Here is a 14,633-nt window from a genome sequence, read left to right as displayed (position 1 = left end):
GTCTCGGGCGAAGCTGTTCGAGGCCGGACGGGCGGCCCGGTGTCCTACTCTCACGGGATTGCTCCGCCCAAAAACAAACAGTGCGTTCGGTTTTGTATTGACAAACCGTCTGTCCTGTTTTTGGATAGGTGTCGGGTGCTCGACCGACCTTCCAGCGGACCTGCGCGGACGGTGAGCAGCGGAGCGCCCGCCCGACCGGCGGCCGTCGGGGCCGCCGATCCGTCTGGATGTGGGGTGGTCGTCGTGGAGATCCGGGTGCTGGGGGTCTTGGGGGTCCGACTGTGCGGGGTTTCGGTGGTGCCCTCGGCGCCGAAGCCGCGACAGGTGCTCGCCCTGCTGGCGTTACGGGCCGACCAGGTCGTCCCGGCGAGCGTGCTCGCCGAGGAACTGTGGTCCGGCCGCCCGCCGCGCAGCGCCCGCACCACCGTGCAGACCTACGTGCTCCAACTGCGCGACCTCATCGACCGGGCGCTCGCCCAGGGGGACGGTGGCCCGGGGGCCTCCTGTGCGAAGGACGTCCTGGTCACCTCGGCCGGCGGATACATGCTGAACAGCGGCGGCGGACTGGTCGACCTCCAGGAGTTCGACCGCCTCGCCGGGCACGGCTACCGCGCCATGGACGGCGGTGACTTCCCGCTCGCCGCCCGCCAGTTGGGCGAGGCGCTCGCGCTGTGGCGCGGTCCGGCCTTCGCCGACGTCCCGGTCGGCGGTCAACTCGCCGTCGAGGCCCGGCGGTTGGAGGAGACCCGGCTCTGCGCACTGGACCAGCGGATCGAGGCCGACCTGCGCCTCGGCCGGCACCGCGTACTGCTCGCCGAACTCACCGTCCTGGTCGATCGCTACCGCACCCACGAGAGCCTGCACGGCCAGTACATGGTCGCGCTGCACCGCTCCGGCCGCCGGGGCGAGGCGCTGGAGGCCTACCAGCGCCTGCGGAACACCCTGGTACGGGAGTTGGGCATGGAACCGTCCGCGGCACTGCGGCGCCTGCAGGGCTCCATCCTGCTCGCCGGGCCGGAACGCCCGGACCAGGAGCAGTCGGGCGCGCTCGCCGAGGGGGCCGTCGCCCGAACCGCCCGCCTCACCCGGGTCGGCTGAGTCCGGGCCACGGCGTCGCCGCCCGACCGCTCCGGAACGCTCCCGACCACGCCGGGCAGCGCCGGGCGGCGACGGGCGGCGACGGGCGGCGACGGGCGGCGACGGAACCGGTGACCGGCCGCCGAGCGCACCGGTCAGTCGGCGAGCACACCGGTGTTCTGGCAGGCGTGCAGCAGCCACCGTCCGTCGTCCTGCCTGGTCATGACGTACAGCGGTGCACCCTCGGAGTCGCCGTCCGCGTCGCCGTTCGCCGAGTGGTAGAGCTGGCGGACCTTGACGGCGGCCACGTCGGGGCGGAGGAACTGGACGTGCACCGGCTCGTACGTGACCCGGCCGTCCCAGGTCGCGGCGGGCAGGACGGCTCGGGTGAACTCGGCGATCGCGTCCAGGCCGAGGAGGACCTTGCCGTGTGCGGTGGTCCAGAGCGCTTCGGGGTGGAAGAGGGCGAGGAAGGCGTCCGGGTCCTTGGCGCGCTGGGCGCGCTCGACGGCGGCCACGACCTGCTCGATCGCCGCGATGTCCGCGCGCTCGGTGTCGGAGAGAGTCGTCTCGGCGAGGGCGGTGTTGGAGGAGGCACTGCCGGAGAGGGCGGAGTCGGCGGGGGCGGGCGTTGCGGATTCGGTGTTCATGCGGATCACTCTGGGACCTCAAGTTCCCTTGAGGTCAAGCCCGTCGGGACGCCTCGGGGTGCAGCGCCAGGTAGCTGTCGAGGCGGGCCGAGGCGGTGAGCATCGCCAGGCCCCGGATGGTGAGGCGCTGCTGCCAGCCGTCGAGGGCGGCGGCCAGCTCGCCGGTGCCGCCCGCCGTGCGGATCTGCCGCAGCACGGTGGCGATGCGGTCCAGCAGGTAGCCGCCCCGGCGGAGCAGGTGGGCGAGTTCGGCGTCGCGGACGTCGGCCGGGAGGTAGCGGCGGTGGCCGGTGGTGCGGTCCCGGGTGGGGGTCAGGATGCCGGCGGCCTCCCAGGCCCGCAGGGTCGCGGGGGTGACACCGAGCCGGTGCGCGACCTCGCCGACGGAGCGGGGGCCGGGCAGCGCGGGAAGGGCGGTGCCGGTCGCGGCGCCGTCGGTCAGGTGGCCGACGGCCTCGCGGACGGCGGCGAGGGTCTCCCGGTCGCGCAGCAACTGGGCGTGGCCCCGGTCGAGTTCGGTGAGGGCGTCGCCGAGCCGGTCGGCGTGGACGGCGGTCATGACCGCGCCGGCGGTCGCGTGCCCGTACGCCGGGACGAGGGCGAGATAGGCGCGCAGGGCGGCCGCGTGCAGATCGGTGTAGATCCGGTACCCGGTGGGTGTGCGGTCGGCGGGTGGGAGGCAGCCGTCGCGCTCGTAGTTGCGGATGGCCTGGGTCGAGATGCCGTGCTCGCGAGCGAGGTCGGCGGGTCGCATGGTCGTCTCCGTTCGGGGTCGGGCGGGCGTTCGGAGTCGGCCGATACGGTCCAGGGCTGTTTGAGGCTTCGGGCGAAAGCAGACGATGCCTGAGCGGCAGTGGAGGGAAAAGTTTCAACCGTTCTTTCAAGGATACGCTTGAGGTTCATGAGCCAGGACATCAACGACTTCATCCCCCCGGCGTGCGAGCTTCTGGGCCTCGGTGAGCCGACGCACCAGGAGCCGGCGTTCGGGCGGGTCCGCAACGAGCTGTTCCCCCGGTTGGTCGACCGGGGCTTCCGGTCGATCGCCCTGGAGACCGACCGGGTGGCCGCGTTCGCCGTGGACGCCTACGTCCGGGAGGGTGTCGGCACCCTCGACTCGGCGCTGGAGGAGGGCTTCACCCACGGCTTCGGGGAACTCGAGCCCAACCGCCGACTCGTCGCCTGGATGCGGGAGTTCAATCGGGAACGGCCGCCCGGCGCGCGGCTGTCCTTCCACGGCTTCGACATCCCGACCGAGAACACCAGCGCCCCCAGCCCGCGCCGCTACCTCGAACACGCCCGCGACTACCTGGGGCTCGACCTCGACCTCGCCGGAGTGGCGGGCGAGGACGAGCGCTGGAGCCGCACGGAGGCGGTGACGGATCCGGCCCAGTCGCCGGGCGGCTCTGCCGAGGCCGCGCGACTGCGCTGCCTCGCCGACGACCTCCTCCTCCAACTCCACATGCGCGCGCCGGAACTGATCGCTGCGACCTCGGCCGCCGAGTGGTACGCGGCCCGCACCCGGCTGACCGCCGGGATCGGACTGTTGCGCTACCACGCGCAGTCGGCGGTCCGGGGCCTCGACCGGAGCGCCCGGATCAGCGCCCTGTCCGGCGTGCGGGACGCGCTGATGGCGCAGAACCTCCTCGACATCCGCGAGGTCGAGGCCGGGCGCGGGCCGACCATGGTCTTCTCCCACAACCTGCACCTGCGGCGGAACCCGAGCGCGTGGGCGTCGGGCGAGCTGGACTGCCGCTGGATCGGCGCGGGCCACATCGTGGGCACGCTGCTGGGCGAGCGGTACGCCTTCGTCGCCGGGAGCCTGGGGCGCAGCGAGGCGATCGGGCTGGCCGAGCCGGCGCCGGGGACGTACGAGGCCCACCTGCGGGGACGGGGCGCGGCCTGGGAGTTGACGGACACGGCGCTGCCGGCCGGGGCCCGTACGCGCACCGACACCGTCCCGCGGCAGGGCTACTTCCCGCTCGACCGGGAGGTGCTCGACGGCGCGGCCGCGCTGCTGCACATCGCCGACGGCGCGGCGGTACCGGCCGGAGCCTGAGCGGCGGCCGGCCCCGGGTAGGCCCGCCGCAGGTGGGCCACCAGGGCCGCGGTCGGCGGTGAGGCGGGCTGCCCGGTCGGCCAGGTGAGCGCGATCCGGACCCGGGGGACGGGACCGGTGAGCGGGCGCACCCGCAGACCGGGCAGCGGGCCCGGGTCCGGCAGGACGGCGACGCCCAGCCCGTGTGCGGCGAGCTCGGCCAGCTGTGGTGGCGCGGCCGCCTCGACGCCGACCGCCGGATCGACGCCGGCCTCGGCCAGGGCGCACTCCAGCGCGGTGCGCAGACCGGTGCCGCGCGGGGTGCTCACCAGGGCGTGCCCGGCCAGCGCGGCGACCGGGAGCGCGCTCCCGTCGGTCGGACTGCTGGTGGAATCCGAGCCCGAGCCGTCGGCGGGACCCGGGCCCGCAACCCCCGCGAGCGGGTGCTCCGACGCGCAGGCCGCGACCAGCGGGACCTCCAGCACGGTGTGCAGCGCGAGCCCGGTCAGCGCCGACCAGCCGTCGTCGCCCTCCCGCCCGCTCGCCGGGGTGGGCAGGCCGACGACGGCGAGGTCCAGCCGGCCGTCGCGCAGGGCGTCGAGCATCCGTGCGGTGGTGTCCTCGGTGAGCGAGAAGTCGATGCCGGGGTGCTCCTGGCGGAACGCCGCGAGCGTGGTGGCGAGCCCGGGGAAGGTCCCCAGCTCGGACGGCGGGGTCAGGGCCGCCCCGGCGACCATGCCCAGGCGCACGTGCCCGCGCCGCAGCCCGCCGAACTCCTGGGCCGTGCGGCGGGCCGCGGCCGCGGACGCGAGTGCCGCCAGCGCGTGCGGCAGCACCGCCTCGCCGACCGGGGTGAGCCGCACGGTGCGCCCCGAGCGGTCGAACAGCGGGTGGCCCAGCTCCCGTTCCAGTTGCCGGATCTGGGAACTCACCCCGGGCTGGCTCAGGTGCAGCAGCTGCGCGGCCCGGGTGAAGCTGCCGTGCTGGGCGACGGTGACGAAGTACTGGAGCTGCCGCAGTTCCATAACTCCTGATCATAGGTGCCAGAACTTCCCGGTCTTGGACGGGCGTACGGTTCCGGCCGCAGGCTGGACGCATGGAAACCGTGCCGCAGGACCAGGACACCGGCCAGATCCACTGGATCCGCGCGCAGATCGCGGCCGAGCGCCGCGAACTCGCCGCCGTGTTCGCCGCCTTCACCCCGGAGCAGTGGGACTCGCCGTCGCTGTGCGGGGGTTGGCGGGTCCGCGAGGTGGCCGCGCACCTGAGCACCGGGTTCCGGCACTCGACGGCGCGCACGCTCCTCGAACTCGCCCGCTCCGGCGGCAACATCCACCGGATGGCCGACCGGATCGCCCGCCGCGACGCCGCCGCCCTGAGCGAGCGCGAACTCGCCGCCGCCATGGCCGACCACGCCGACCACCCCTGGCGCCCACCCGTCGGCGGCCGGATCGCGGCGCTCGCCCACGACACCGTCCACGGTCTCGACATCACCGTGGCTCTCGGGCTGCCGGCCCGGCTGCCGGTGGCGCGTACGACGGCCCTGCTGGCCGGTGTCGCACCCCGCACGCTGCGGTTCTTCGGGGCGCGGGTGGACGGGGTCCGGCTGGAGGCGACGGACACGGACTGGTCCTACGGGAACGGTCGGCTCGCCGTGGCGGGGCGGGCGGAGCACCTGCTGCTGGTGGCGTACGGGCGCCGGGTGCCGGAGGGGCTGCTGGCGGGGTCCGGCGCGGGACGGTTCACCGCGGGCGGTGCGTAGCGGGCATGTGAGCGGTGCCCCACCGGCGGGAGGTGTTTCCCGGCCACCGGCGAGGGCGGCCGTCATGCGGGCTTCCGGGGCCCGTGACTACGATCGGAAGGAGTACTTCCGGATGGTGGTGAGACGGAGGCCAGGTCGCCGATGGCCCCGAGGTCCGTGCAGTGGCCGCCGTACGTGCGGGTCGCGCCGTGGTTGCTGACCGTCGGCGGGCTGGTGTGGAACGCGCTGGACCCGACCGACTACTGGGGCGATCCGATGCTGGCGGCGGCCGCCGTGCTGGCGGGGGCGCTGCTGATGCTGGGGGACACCGTCGCGGTGGGGGCGGCCAACGCGCTGGGCATCCTGGTGCTGTCCGCCCGGGACGGGTCGCTCGGGACCCGGGCCGGCTTCCTGGAGCTGGGGAACACGGTGTTCGCGGCGGTGCTCGGGATCGCGGTGAACCGGGTGGTGGCCCGGCACGGGCGGCGGTTGGAGCGGGTGCGCTCGGTGGCCGAGGCGGCGCAGCGGGCGGTGCTGCCGGAGCCGCCCGCGCGGGTGGGGCGGTTGTCGGTCGCGGCCTGCTACCGGGCCGCCCAGGACGAGGCGCTGATCGGCGGGGACGCGTACGCGCTGCAGGTCACCCCGTACGGCGTGCGCGGGCTGATCGCCGACGTGCGGGGCAAGGGACTGCACGCGGTCGGGGCGGTGTCGGTACTGCTGGGCGCCTTCCGGGAGGGCTCCCACCGGCTGCCGGACCTGGTCGCGCTCGCGGACGCGCTGGAGGACTCGCTGCTGCGGGAGAGCGAGCGGATGAGCGAGGAGCTGCGGCTGGAGGGGTTCATCACCGCGCTGCTGGTGGAGTTCCCGCCGGGGGAGGAGAGCGTGCGCACGCTCGACTGCGGGCACCCCGGCCCGTACCTGCTGGGCCCGTACCCGCCGGGCGGAGCCGCGCCCCGGGTGCGCCGGCTGGACGCGGCGGACCCGGGGCTGCCGCTGGGGATGGGCGGGTTGGGCGTGGCGCGTCCGCTGCCGGAGGGGCGGCCGTTCCCGGCCGGGTGCACGCTGCTGCTGGTGACCGACGGGGTCACCGAGGCCCGGGACGCGGCGGGGGAGTTCTACGACCCGGTGCTCGGTCTGGCGCCGTTGGGGCCGTTCGCCGGGCCGGGGGAGGTGCTGGACGCGCTGGTGGCGGACGTCGAGCGGTGGACGGGCGGGCCCCGGGACGACGACATGGCGGTGCTGGCGATCACCCGCCGCGCGGAGCCGGGGGGCGGACGGTCGGCGCTGACGGCTGACGGCTGACGGGCGGCTGATGGCGGCCGGCGGACCGGGTCGAGTCGGGGGCGGTCCGCATCCGCCCCGTGATCCCCTTCCACGGCTCGCTTCGGTCACGCCGATATCACGATGAGGTGACGGTGGGGCTGCACTCCATGGAATCCGGCCAAGTTGAGCGCCGCCGTCCGGTGGCCGGAAAGGTCCCGTCCGAATAGCGGACGTCGAAATGGACCGGCGGGCCCGGGGCGATCAAGGTGCCCGTCGGGCCGTGCCGCCTTGGCCGAGGGGTGTCGTCGGCGGCGCGGCCGCGCGGGACGCGCCCGTAAGGAGCGCGCAAGGGCCCGGCGGGCGAGCGGCGGGATTCGGCCGACCTGCGGTCCGTCCGGAAACGGACCCGGCGCTTGCCCCGTGTCGAAGGGGTGACCGAGAGTCGCACCAATGAACGAGAAGCCCAGCACCCGCCAGGCCCGTCTGCTCGGCCACCGCGATTTCCGGCTCCTGCTGACCGGAGCCGCGGCGGCCCAGACGGGCACTCAGGTCACCCTGGTGGCCCTTCCCTTGGTGGCGGTGATGGTGCTCGACGCCACGCCGCTCGAAGTCGGCCTGCTGACCGCCGCCGAGACCGCCGCCTTCCTGCTCGTCGGCCTCCCGGCCGGCGCCTGGCTGGACCGGATGCGCAAGCTGCCGGTGCTGATCCGGGCCGACGTGGTGCGCTGCCTGGCCGTGGGGTCGATCCCGCCGGCCGCCGCGCTCGGCGTGCTGACCATGCCGCAGCTCTACCTGGTGGCGCTGGTCACCGGGGTGGCGACGGTGTTCTTCGACGTCGCCCACCAGTCCTTCCTGCCCGCCGTCCTGCCGCGCGAGCAACTGGTCGGCGGCAACGGGGCGTTGGAGACGGTCCGCTCCTCGGCGCAGATCGCCGGGCCGGGCCTCGGCGGCGGGCTGGTCCAGCTGCTCGGGGCGCCGCTCGCCATCGTGGCCGACGCCTGCGGCTACCTCGTCTCCGCGCTGCTGCTCGGCCGGATCAAGGTCGAGGAGCAGCGGCCGGAACCCGATCCGGGGCGCTCGCTGCGCGCCGAGGTCGGGGAGGGCGTGCGGTTCGTGCTCGGCCACCCGCTGCTGCGGGCGATCGCGACCGCCACCGCCACCTCCAACCTGTTCTCCGCCGTGCTGACCGCCGTGCAGACGGTCTTCTGGGTACGGGTGCTCGACCTGTCGCCGGGCGCCATCGGCGTGCTGCTGTCGGTCTCCGCCATCGGCGGACTGGCCGGCGCGCTGTGCGCCGGGCAACTCGCCCGGTGGATCGGGCAGGCCCGGCTGATCTGGCTCTCCACGCTGGTGACGGCACCGTTCGCGATGCTGTGGCCGCTGTCCGGCGGCGGCGCGGGCGTGGTGCTGTTCGGCCTGGCCTCCGGGGTGGTGCTGTTCGGCGCGGTGGCCTACAACGTCGCCCAGGTCAGCTTCCGGCAGAGCCTCTGCCCGCCGGAGCTGCTCGGCCGGATGAACGCCACCATGCGCTTCCTGGTGTGGGGCACGCTGCCGATCGGCGCCCTGGTCGGCGGCGTGGTCGCCGACGCGGCCGGGCCGCGTGCCGCGCTCTGGGTCTGCGCCGTCGGCTTCCTGCTGGTGCCGCTGCCGCTGCTGCTCTCGCCGCTGCGGCGGATGCGCGAGCTGCCGGGCCCGGACCGTACGGCGGGGCCGGGGGCGGGCGCGGGGGCGGACACCACCGAGGAGGAGAGCGCCGTGAGCCCGGGGGTGTCCTGACCCGCCCGCCCGCCTGCCCGTAGCACCCGGACCCGAGCAACGCCCTGATCGATCACCTCGACCGATCCCGACCCATCCCGACCGATCCCCGACCCGAGCCGCGACCGGAAACCGGAGACCGTTCCCGTGCACGCCAGCATCACCGCCGCCTACCTCGCCCGGTACCGCTCCGCCGCCGCCGAATCCCCGGTGGAGCTGCTCCCGCTGACCGGCGCCCAGCGACGGTTCCTGATCACCCGCCGGCTCACGCCGCAGAGCCGGAGCGACATCGTCCCGCTGATGTTCGCCTACCCGCGCGGCACCCTCGACCTGGCCCGGCTGGCCCGCGCCGCGACCGCGGTGGCCGCCCACCACCCGGCGCTGTGCGGCGGCTTCGCGACCGTGCGGGGCACACCCGTGCTGCGCGCCGGCGGCCCCTCCGCCGAGGCCGCCCGGATCCCCGTTGCCCCCGGCGGCACCGCCCGCGCCGCGTTGCGCGAGGCCCTGCTGGACTGGCCCGCCGACGGACCCGCGCTGCGCCTGCTGGTGGCCGCGGACCCGGACGGTGTGCCGTCGGCGGACGGGGACGAGGAACTGCTCGTCGTCGCACTGGACCACGCCGCCTGCGACGAGCAGTCGCTCGGCGTGCTCACCGCCGAGCTCAGCGCGGCGTACGAGCAGGACGAGGCCCCCGCGGCCGGGCCCACCCCCCAGGCGCTGGCCGACTACCGGCAGGCCGTCGAGCTGCAACTGGACGCCGAGGACGCCGCCGGCGGCCCCGCCGCGCAGGCCCACTGGGGCCGACGGCTGGGCGGCCTGACCGGGGCGGGCGGCAGCGCGGCCACGTCCACCGGGATGCTCACCGAGCGACTGCCCGCCGCCGAGGGCGCCGCCCGCAGCGCCGTCTTCCCGGCCCTGCTGGACGCGGTCGGCTCGGCCCTGCACCGGCTGCACCGGGTAGGAGGGCCTTCCCGACCGGAGACCGGGGGAGGGGCGCTCGCGCTCGGCTACCCCTGGGGCGGACGACCGGCGGGTGCGCCCGCCGCACTCGGCTGCTTCCTCAACACCCTGGTGCACCCGGCGACTTCGGGACCGGTCGCGGACCTGGACGCGCTCGCGGACGCCTGGTGGGACGACCTGGACCAGGCCGGCACCCCCTTCGACGAGGTGGTCCGCGCCGCCCGCACCGCCGGGGCCCCGTGGTCGGGCGCCCTGGACGCCCTGCTCACCCTGGACGACCTGCACCGCCGCCCGCCGCTGGTGCTCGGCGGCACCCCCGGCCGGGAGACCCCCCTGGACGGCCGCCCGCTCGCCGCACCGATGGCCGTCTCCGCCTCGCACGGCGACGACCTGCTGATCCGGCTGGCCTGGGACCGCGACCGCTTCCCCGAGGCCGACGCCCACGCGGCCTTCGGCGACCTGCTCGCCGTGCTGCGGCACCACCTGCCCGCCCGGCCGAGCCTGGCCGCCCAGGCCTGAACCCGCCTGCCCCGCAGGCTCGACACCGCACGTCCGACACCGTACGTCCAAGACTGCCCGCCCGACGCCGCCCGCCCGAGACCGTACGCCCGAAGCCGTACGCCCGGGACCGCGGGCGCCGAACTCCTACCCAGGATCCCGACCGGCGGATCCGCCATGACCGTCCGCGCGCGTCCGACACGCCCCCGGACGGGACCCCCGGGCCCCGGGCCGCACCCCACCCCGGTGCGGCCCGGCCACCGGCCGGTGCGGGAACACCCCACGCCCGCTTCCGGCCACCGCAGTGCCGACAAAGCCCACCACACAAGGGAATCGACGATGTTCGCACTCTCTCCGTCACAGGAGATCGTCTGGCTGCACGAGCAGATGCTGCCGGGCAGCCGCGCCTACAACTTCACCGCCGTCCTCGACCTGTGGGGCGCTCTCGACCGGGACGCGCTGCACACCGGCCTGGCCGCCGTGCTGGCCCACCACCCGGGCCTGCGGCTGGAGTTGGTGCCCAGCCCGGAGGGCCTGCCCGGCCAGCGGGTCGCCGAGGACTGCGAACCGGAGCTGCGCCACAGCGACTTCGCCGCCGAGCAGGACCCGGAGGCCGCCTTCCGGCGGCTGCTCGCCGCCGAGGCCGAGGAGCCGCTGGACACCGGCCGGGCGCCGGTGCTGCGCTGGCACCTGGTCCGGCTCGGCGAGGACCACCACCGGCTGGTCCACGTCGAGCACCACCTCGTCCACGACGGCCACTCCTTCGCGATCCTGCTGCGCGACCTGTTCACCGTCTACCGCGCCACCGTCCTTGGCGAGCCGTACCAGCTGCCCGTCGCCCCCTCGTACGAGGACCACGCCCGTGCCGCCGCCGACCTCCCCCGGGACCGCGGCCTCGACTTCTGGACCAGGGAGCTGGCCGACGCGCCGCGCGAGGTCACGCTGCCCGGACTGGCCCGGCCGCGCGCCGAACGGCGCCACCGCGGCGGCCAGTTGCGCCAGTCGATCGGCGCCGACCTGGCCGGGCGGCTGCGCGAGCGCAGCACGGCGGACGGCCACACCCCGTTCAGCACCCTGCTCGCCCTGCTCGCCGAACTGCTGCGCCGGCACAGCGGCCACCGCGAGCTGGTGATCGGCACCGCCGTCGGCAACCGCCCGGAGGGCTTCGAGGGCACCGTCGGCATGTTCGTCAACACCGTCCCGCTGCGCCTGCGGCTCGACCCGACGGTCCCCGGCACCGAGGCCGTCGACGAGGTGACCGACGTCCTGCTGCGCGCGCTGCCGTACCAGGACCTGCCGGTCCAGGAGCTGACCCGCCGGCTCGGACTGCACACCAGCGGCGCCGACAACCCGCTGTTCAACGTGATGTTCAGCGCGCACGACGCGGCGCTGCCCGACGTCCAGGCGCCCGGTCTCGAGGTCTCGCTGTACGAGGGCTTCAACACCGGCACCACCCGCTTCGACCTCGACCTGGTGCTGCTGCCCGACGACCGCCGGGTGGTCGGCGAGAAGCACGGCGCCGCCGGGATGACCCTGGTCTGGGACTACGACGCCGACCTGTTCCGCGAGTCCGACGCGGTACTGCTGTCCGAGCGGCTGCTGGAACTGCTGCGCTGCTACCTGGACCGCCCGCAGACGCCGATCGCCGACCTGGCCCCCGCGCCCGAGGCCGCGCAGGCCACCCCGGTCGCCCCGGTCACCCCCGCCGTGCTCGACCCGGCCGCCGTCCACGACCCGGCCTCGCTCGCCCTGCTGGCCGGCACCGAGCGGATCAGCTACGGCGAACTCGACCGCAGGGTCACCGAGTTGGTCGAGCGAATGAACGCCGCCGGTGTCGTCCCCGGCCAGCCGGTCGCCGCCGTGCTGCCGCGCGGCGCGGACAGCGTGGTCGCACTGCTCGCCTGCCTGCGCCACGGCGCCGTGTACGCGCCGCTGTCCACCGAGGACCCGGCCGCCCGGCTCGGGCTGTTGCTGGAGCGGCTGAGCCCGGCGCTCGTCCTCACCACCCGGCAGAGCGCGTCGGCGCTGCCGGAGGAGGGCGTCACCCCGGCGCTGCTGGACGGCCCCGAATTCCCGAAGGCCGAGCCCGCGGCCGTGCTGGACGGCGCCGCGTACGTGATCCACACCTCCGGCTCCACCGGCGTCCCCAAGCCCGTCCTGGTCGGCCGCGAGGCCCTCGCCGGGTACGTCGCCGCGATCGTCGACCGCTACCACCTCAGCTCCGCCGACCGGGTGCTGCTGTTCGCCCGGCCGTCCTTCGACGTGGCCCTGGAGGAGGTGCTGCCCGCCCTCGCGGCCGGCGCCGCCCTCGTCGTGCCGCAGCGCGAGGTGCCCACCGGGCCCGAACTGGTCGCCGTGCTGGCCGCCCGCGGTGTGACCGTCGCCAATCTGCCGACCAGCTACCTGCTCGCCGTCCGCGAGGACCTGCGCGCGGCGCTGGACGACGGCCGCTGGGCGCCCCGGCTGCTGGTGCTCGGCGGCGAGCGGCTGCCCGCCCGGGCGCTGTCCGGCCTGACCGGGGCCACCACCGTGCTGAACGCCTACGGCGTCACCGAGGCCACCGTGACCTCCACCGTGTACGAGATCACCGCCGCCGACGTCGCCGAGGACGGCGAGATCCCGCTCGGCGCCGAACTCGACGGCGTGAGCGTCCACGTCCTGGACGACACCCTGCGCCCGCTCGCCCCCGGCTGCGTCGGCGAACTCGCCGTCAGTGGCGGCCTGTTGGCCGAGGGCTACCTCGGTCTGCCGGAGCCCACCGCGGCCCGCTTCACGACCGTCCCCGCGCTCGGCGGCGCCCGGGTGTACCGCACCGGCGACCGCGGCTACCGCGACCTGGACGGGCGGCTGCGCTTCCTCGGCCGCTCCGACAACCAGGTCAAGCTGCGCGGCCACCGGATCGAGCTGGAGGAGATCGAGGCCGCCGCCTCCGCCGAACTCGGCGGCCGCTCCTGCGCGGTGCTGCTGCACACCGACCCGCGGACCGGCCCCCGCCTGGTCGGCTTCCTGGAGGGCGCCGACCACCCCGACCAGGCCGCCCTGCACGAGGCGCTCGCCCGCCGGCTGCCCGGCGGACTCGTCCCGGCGAGCTGGACGGCCGTCGCCGCGATGCCGACCCTGCCCGGCGGCAAGCCCGACCGCGCCGCCCTCGCCCGCCTGGTGGAGCAGGCTCCGGAACCGGAGGAGGGCGCGCCGGGCGAGTTCGCCGACCCCAGCCAGCAGCTGATCGCCGCCGCCTGGCGCGAGGTGCTCGGCCACGACCGCTTCACCGCGGACTCGCACTTCTTCGAGGTCGGCGGCCACTCGCTGCTCGCCGCCCAGCTCGCCGCGTACCTGGAGCCCCACCTCGGCAGCCGCCCGCCGCTGCGCACCCTGTTCCGCCACGCCGTGCTGGCCGACCAGGCCCGCGCCCTCGCCGGGAACGCCAAGTGAACGCGCGCGCCTTCCAAGGCTTCGAACCGACGGCTCGTCACTTTCTGTGGAGATGATGATGGAACACCTTGGCACGGAACTCCGGAGCACGGACGACACGCATGCGGACACCCCGAGTGCGGGCACCCCGGGTGCGGACGGCCTTCGTGCGGACGGTCTGAGCATCGGCTACGGCCGCCCGCACCAGGACGGCGCGGTGCTCGACCTGTTCACCGCCTGGGCGCACCGGACCCCCGACGCCCCCGCCCTGATCGACGGCGAGCAGGTCTACAGCTACGCCGAACTCGACCGCCTCGCCGACACCGTGGCCGAGGCGCTGCGCGGCCGGGTCGGCCCCGGCGACCTGCTCGGCGTCTGCCTCGCCCACTCGGTCTCGCTGGTCGCCGTCACCCTGGCCGCCGCCAAGCTCGGCGCCGTCCACCTGCCGCTCGGCCCGCGCCCCGGCGAGCGCCGGCTGCGCGCCGTCGCCGAGCAGCTGCGCCCGGCCTGCCTGGTCGGCGAGCCGGACCTGCTGCCGCCCGGCGGCGAGCGGCTGCCGCTGGACCTGCCCACCGCCGGCGTGGTGGCCGCCCTGACCCCGGGCGGGCAGGTGCGCGTCCCGGCCGGCACCCACTACGCGGTGCTCACCTCCGGTTCCACCGGCACCCCGAAGGCCGTCGCCGTCACCGAGCCCGCGCTCGGCGCGCTGCTGCAGTGGTACCGCGGGGCGACCGGCCTCGGCCCCGGGGAGCGGCACAGCCTGCTGATCGGCGTCGCCTTCGACCCGCACGTGCAGGAGCTGTGGGCCGGCCTCACCTCCGGCGCGGCCCTGGTCGTCGCCCCCGAGGCCGTCCGCTGGGACACCGGCGCGCTCACCGACTGGTGGCGCGAGGCCGGCATCACCGCGTCCATCCTGCCCACCCCGCTGGCCGAGCCCGTCCTCGGCCGGCCCTGGCCTGCCGGGCTGGCGCTGCGCCACCTGGTGATCGGCGGCGACCGGCTGCGCCGCGCCCCCGGGCCCGACGTCACCGCGACCGTCCACAACGCCTACGGCCCCGCCGAGGCCACCGTCACCACCACCATGCACGCCATGGCCCCCGGCGGCGACCACGGCGCCGGCGCCCCGCCGATCGGCCTGCCGATCGACGGCGTCGTCCGCGTCGGCACCCGCGCGGGCGGCCGCCCGGGGCCGCGCGGCACGGCCGGGGCGCGGCGGGTCGGCGGCCCCGGCCGGGCCGCCGGG

11 protein-coding genes are annotated in these 14,633 nt (G+C 75.8%); 8 read left to right on the top strand and 3 right to left on the bottom strand.

Going from position 1 to position 14,633, the window contains the following annotated elements; all coding sequences use genetic code 11:
• The first annotated feature begins 243 nt into the window (after nt 1-243).
• On the top strand, nt 244-1,098 hold the full coding sequence (locus ACFU6K_RS03690; protein WP_380660692.1) for a BTAD domain-containing putative transcriptional regulator: 855 nt from the start codon (nt 244-246) through the stop codon (nt 1,096-1,098).
• A 134-nt stretch (nt 1,099-1,232) separates the two neighbouring features.
• Here the strand turns inward: ACFU6K_RS03690 and ACFU6K_RS03685 are convergent, their stop codons facing one another.
• Nucleotides 1,233-1,727 (bottom strand): SgcJ/EcaC family oxidoreductase, encoded by a 495-nt coding sequence (locus ACFU6K_RS03685; RefSeq protein WP_380660680.1) that lies wholly within the window; start codon nt 1,725-1,727, stop codon nt 1,233-1,235.
• Between the two features lie 34 nt (nt 1,728-1,761).
• A complete protein-coding gene (locus ACFU6K_RS03680; RefSeq protein WP_380660678.1) occupies nt 1,762-2,481 on the bottom strand; it encodes a TioE family transcriptional regulator in 720 nt (239 codons plus the stop codon).
• Between the two features lie 147 nt (nt 2,482-2,628).
• Here ACFU6K_RS03680 and ACFU6K_RS03675 point away from each other — a divergent pair, with 147 nt between their 5' ends.
• The gene (locus ACFU6K_RS03675; protein WP_380660677.1) at nt 2,629-3,783 is read left to right on the top strand and encodes an erythromycin esterase family protein; all 1,155 of its coding nucleotides are present in this window, start codon (nt 2,629-2,631) and stop codon (nt 3,781-3,783) included.
• On the opposite strand, the gene ACFU6K_RS03670 is transcribed toward ACFU6K_RS03675, so the two are convergent.
• On the bottom strand, nt 3,696-4,787 hold the full coding sequence (locus tag ACFU6K_RS03670) for a LysR family transcriptional regulator (RefSeq protein WP_380660676.1): 1,092 nt from the start codon (nt 4,785-4,787) through the stop codon (nt 3,696-3,698). The two genes, ACFU6K_RS03675 and ACFU6K_RS03670, sit on opposite strands and share 88 nt — an antisense overlap.
• A gap of 71 nt (nt 4,788-4,858) precedes the next feature.
• Between ACFU6K_RS03670 and ACFU6K_RS03665 the strand changes: the two genes are divergently transcribed.
• The 6 genes from ACFU6K_RS03665 to ACFU6K_RS03640 form a co-directional block, all read left to right on the top strand.
• Entirely contained in the window at nt 4,859-5,524 is a 666-nt protein-coding gene (locus tag ACFU6K_RS03665; protein WP_380660675.1) for a maleylpyruvate isomerase family mycothiol-dependent enzyme, read from the top strand.
• Nucleotides 5,525-5,665: 141 nt separating this feature from the next.
• Nucleotides 5,666-6,805: a PP2C family protein-serine/threonine phosphatase gene (locus ACFU6K_RS03660; protein ID WP_380660674.1), complete on the top strand. Its 1,140-nt coding sequence runs from the start codon at nt 5,666-5,668 to the stop codon at nt 6,803-6,805.
• Nucleotides 6,806-7,216: 411 nt separating this feature from the next.
• Nucleotides 7,217-8,542 (top strand): MFS transporter, encoded by a 1,326-nt coding sequence (locus ACFU6K_RS03655; protein ID WP_380660673.1) that lies wholly within the window; start codon nt 7,217-7,219, stop codon nt 8,540-8,542.
• Between the two features lie 126 nt (nt 8,543-8,668).
• The gene (locus ACFU6K_RS03650) at nt 8,669-10,000 is read left to right on the top strand and encodes a non-ribosomal peptide synthetase (RefSeq protein ID WP_380660672.1); all 1,332 of its coding nucleotides are present in this window, start codon (nt 8,669-8,671) and stop codon (nt 9,998-10,000) included.
• Between the two features lie 318 nt (nt 10,001-10,318).
• Nucleotides 10,319-13,411 (top strand): amino acid adenylation domain-containing protein, encoded by a 3,093-nt coding sequence (locus tag ACFU6K_RS03645; RefSeq protein ID WP_380660671.1) that lies wholly within the window; start codon nt 10,319-10,321, stop codon nt 13,409-13,411.
• Nucleotides 13,412-13,469: 58 nt separating this feature from the next.
• A partial coding sequence (locus ACFU6K_RS03640) for an AMP-binding protein (protein WP_380660670.1) occupies nt 13,470-14,633 on the top strand: 1,164 nt, incomplete at its 3' end.

This window comes from Kitasatospora sp. NPDC057512 (assembly GCF_042802135.1).
GTDB lineage: Bacteria > Actinomycetota > Actinomycetes > Streptomycetales > Streptomycetaceae > Kitasatospora.
This window is presented reverse-complemented; position numbering and strand designations above follow the sequence as displayed.